This window comes from Streptomyces sp. XM83C, from assembly GCF_023072675.1.
Classification (GTDB): domain Bacteria; phylum Actinomycetota; class Actinomycetes; order Streptomycetales; family Streptomycetaceae; genus Streptomyces; species Streptomyces thermocoprophilus.
Map to the genome: position 1 here is coordinate 1 of NZ_JALLGL010000458.1, position 3,389 is coordinate 3,389.

Sequence of the window (3,389 nt, forward strand, 5' to 3'; positions counted from 1 at the left end):
GGGCCGGAGGCGTCGCGGGGGTCGGCGGTGCGGCCTGAGCCGTGGGCGCGGTGGGGGTCGGAGCCGGCGGATCGGCCACCCGTGCCGCCCCCGAGCCCACGGCGAACACAGGACCGGAGGCCAGGGCCGCCGAGACGGCGACCGTGACCGCGACGATCGCCGGCCGCCGGCACCGGGCGCGTCGCTGCTGTGGGGTCATGCCTGCTCCTTTCTCCACACTCGTCACCGTCCGTTACGAGAGGTACTGACACTCAGTCACATGGAAGGAGTGGCCGCCACTTCGGATACGACTTCCGGGTGTCGTCAGCGGGCGCGGCGCCGGCGCGGAACGTGTGGAGAGGAGTCGGGTGCCGGGCGTGGGCCGTCCGGCACCCGGCGCTCTACCGACGGTTCGCGGTCCGGCCGCGTCGGTACAGGAGGACTCCGCCGGCGATCAGCGCGGCGCTGACGCCGGAGGCGGCCAGCATGGCCTGGCTGCCGGTGTGCGGCAGCTCCGGCGGCTTGTGGTGGTCGCCGTGGTCGCCGTGGTCACCACCGTGGCCGCCGTGACCGTGGCCGCCGTGCGGAGGCGTGGAGTGGCCGCCGTGCGGGGGCGTGGAGTGGCCGCCGTGCGGAGGCTTGGTGTGACCACCCGGCGGAGGCGTGGAGTGGCCGCCGTGCGGAGGCGTGGAGTGGCCGCCGTGCGGAGGCTTGGTGTGACCACCCGGCGGAGGCGTGGAGTGGCCGCCGTGCGGAGGCGTGGTGTGACCACCCGGCGGAGGCGTGGAGTGGCCGCCGTGCGGAGGCGTGGAGTGGCCGCCGTGCGGAGGCGTGGAGTGGCCGCCGTGCGGAGGCTTGGTGTGACCACCCGGCGGAGGCGTGGAGTGGCCGCCGTGCGGAGGCTTGGTGTGACCACCCGGCGGAGGCGTGGAGTGGCCGCCGTGCGGAGGCTTGGTGTGACCACCCGGCGGAGGCGTCGTGTGACCGCCAGGCGGAGGCGTCGTGTGACCACCGGGCGGAGGCGTCGTGTGACCACCCGGCGGAGGCGTCGTGTGACCGCCAGGCGGAGGCGTCGTGTGACCACCGGGCGGAGGCGTCGTGTGACCACCGCCGCCACCGCCGTATCCGCCGTCGTCGTCGCTGTCGTCGGAGCCGTACCCGCCGCCCGAGCCGTACCCGCTGCCTGAGCCGTACCCGCCGTCCGAGTCGTCGTCACCGTAGGACGGACCGTGCGTCGCCGCGGGCGCCGGCAGGGTGTGCACGCCCTGGTCCGGGCCGTCGGCGCAGGAGTTGCCGAAGACGGAATTGAGTGCGGCGATCACGTCGACCGAGTCGCCGCAGGCGTTGACCGGGATCTCCACCGGGGCCTGGGCCACGTTGCCGGACAGCGCGCCCGGCGAATTCGTCGCCGCGCCGGTCGCCTGCGTGTCGGCGAGGGCGGAGCCACCGTACAAGGACAGAATGCTCGTCGCGGCAGCGGCCACGACCATTCCCCTGCTCAGGGTGTTTCGCAATCTCGTGGTCTTCCTGCTCGAAGAAATAGGAGAAGGCCGGCCATGGGCAGCGGGAGAGAAGTTGTCCAAGGCCGGCCTTGCCACAGCCGTACGGCTGTCGGGGAAGCTGTCAGAGGTTGGCGCAGGCGTTGCCCAGGGCCGGGTTCAGCGCGGCGATCACGCCGAGCGAGTTGCCGCAGACGTTGACCGGGATGTGGATCGGCACCTGGACGACGTTGCCCGACAGCACGCCGGGGGAGCCCGCGGCGACGCCCTCGGCGCCCGAGTCGGCGAAGGCGGGGGCAGCGCCACCGAGGGCCAGCACCAGCCCTGCGACGACAGCAGCGGTCTTCTTCATGGAATTTCCCTTCTCTGCGGTCATGCACTTGTGACGGCCCGGCCCTCGCGGGCGGAACCGAGCGGGCACATTCGGAACGGCCCGCACCATGACCTGCAGGCTGCAAACGAGAGATAGACAGCCCGGGCAACTGTGGAACGCGGGCCGCCGGACAATTCACTCGAACGCCTTCACAAAATTGACACAAGAGGGCCAGAAGAGGGGAAACGATTCGCCTGAGCGGTGTACGGAAGCGAAGGAAATGAGCGCGGGCCGCGAGCACGGAAAAGCCCGGACGGCCCCGCGCGGGAATGGATTCGCGGGGCGCCCGGGCGTTTGCCGGCCGGCCGGTTCAGCCGTTCTGGACGCCGTTCCCGGAGAGGGCGGAGATGTCGTCCAGGATGTGCGACAGCGGCTCGTCGCCCTTGGCCTGGGTGGAGTTGTCGGCGCACTGCTGGTTCTGCGGCGAGGACAGGACGTCGATGTCCTGGACGCCGACATTGACGGCGGCGAGGATGGACTGGACGTTGCCCTTGACCGGGACGCCGAGGCAGAGCTTGTTCAGCGAGCCCTGCACGAGGGTGGCCTGCGGGCTCATGTCGCCCTTGGTCACGGAGTTGCCGAACGCGCTCTGCGCGCCGTTGCCGCTGGCGGACGTGGTGCCGCTGTCGTCCCCGATGGCAAGCGCCTGAGGCGCGGCCGCCGCCGACACACCGACGACGGAGGCGGCGACCGCCGCCGCGGCCATTGCCTTCTTCAGCATTTCGCTTTCCTTTCCTGGCACCGGGCCAAGACGCATGTTCCTGCCTCCGCATCAACCCGGTGGACGGGGAATGGTTGCGGGTCTTCACCCGATCGGTGCGTGTGGCAGACGAGAATTCACGGAAACCCTGTCGCACGGGGAAGGGGCCCGGTCCGCCGCATCCTGTGGGCCATTGGAGTGAATGGCAGAAACCAAGCAGGCCGGGCGCAGTTGACCAGTTCGCTCCGGTGGACCGGGGTTTTTCCAGAAGGGACAAGCAAGTGATCAAGAAGGTACTGGCTACCGCCGCGGTCGCCGCTTCCGTCGTCGGCGCCTCCGCCGCCGTCGCGCCGCAGGCCCTGGCCATCGGCAACGACAACGGCACCACGTCCGCCAGCGGCAACGGTGCCTCGCAGGTGTACGGCAACTCCGCCACGTACGGCAACATGAGCCCGCAGATGGCGCTCATCCAGGGCTCCTTCAACAAGCCCTGCATCGGCCTGCCGGCGAAGGTCAACGCCCAGTCGCTGCTCGCTCTCGTCAATGTCGGCGTCCAGGACATCCCGATTCTGTCCTCGCCGCAGAACCAGCAGTGCGTCGAGAACTCCACCCAGGCCAAGGGCGACGAGCCGCTGTCGCACATCCTGGACGACATCTCCGCCCTGTCGGGCAACGGCGCCGGCAACCACTGACGTCGCCGTACGGGCGCACCTTCGCGGTGCGCCCGGGGCCCGGTCGCCGGGCCGCCGTGCATGCGGGCCGCCGGTTCTCCGGCGGCCCGTTCGCATGCCCGCGGCGGGCTGTCTCTTTTACACAACTCCGCGCCCCCCAGACTAAG

General features: G+C 70.8%; 4 protein-coding genes and 1 pseudogene. 1 reads left to right on the forward strand and 4 read right to left on the reverse strand.

Features of this window, described 5'->3' with window-relative positions; genetic code table 11:
* The 4 genes and pseudogenes from MTQ10_RS29125 to MTQ10_RS29140 form a co-directional block, all read right to left on the reverse strand.
* Positions 1–199, reverse strand: a pseudogene (locus MTQ10_RS29125) (hypothetical protein); the annotation flags it as partial.
* A 181-nt stretch (positions 200–380) separates the two neighbouring features.
* Positions 381–1,433: a chaplin gene (locus MTQ10_RS29130; protein ID WP_247473386.1), complete on the reverse strand. Its 1,053-nt coding sequence runs from the start codon at positions 1,431–1,433 to the stop codon at positions 381–383.
* A 169-nt stretch (positions 1,434–1,602) separates the two neighbouring features.
* Positions 1,603–1,830, reverse strand: a complete 228-nt coding sequence (locus MTQ10_RS29135) for a chaplin (protein WP_247473387.1) — start codon at positions 1,828–1,830, stop codon at positions 1,603–1,605.
* 331 nt (positions 1,831–2,161) lie between these two features.
* Positions 2,162–2,572 carry a rodlin gene (locus MTQ10_RS29140; RefSeq protein WP_247473389.1) on the reverse strand — a complete coding sequence of 137 codons (411 nt, stop codon included), beginning with the start codon at positions 2,570–2,572 and terminating at the stop codon, positions 2,162–2,164.
* Between the two features lie 260 nt (positions 2,573–2,832).
* Between MTQ10_RS29140 and MTQ10_RS29145 the strand changes: the two genes are divergently transcribed.
* Positions 2,833–3,243: a rodlin gene (locus MTQ10_RS29145; protein WP_247473390.1), complete on the forward strand. Its 411-nt coding sequence runs from the start codon at positions 2,833–2,835 to the stop codon at positions 3,241–3,243.
* Positions 3,244–3,389: the final 146 nt, after the last annotated feature.

Coding starts and splice junctions, on each gene's coding strand:
- MTQ10_RS29135 (WP_247473387.1), bottom strand. CDS start 1,830: ATGAAGAAGACCGCTGCTGTCGTCGCAGGGCTGGTGCTGGCCCTCGGT.
- MTQ10_RS29140 (WP_247473389.1), bottom strand. CDS start 2,572: ATGCTGAAGAAGGCAATGGCCGCGGCGGCGGTCGCCGCCTCCGTCGTC.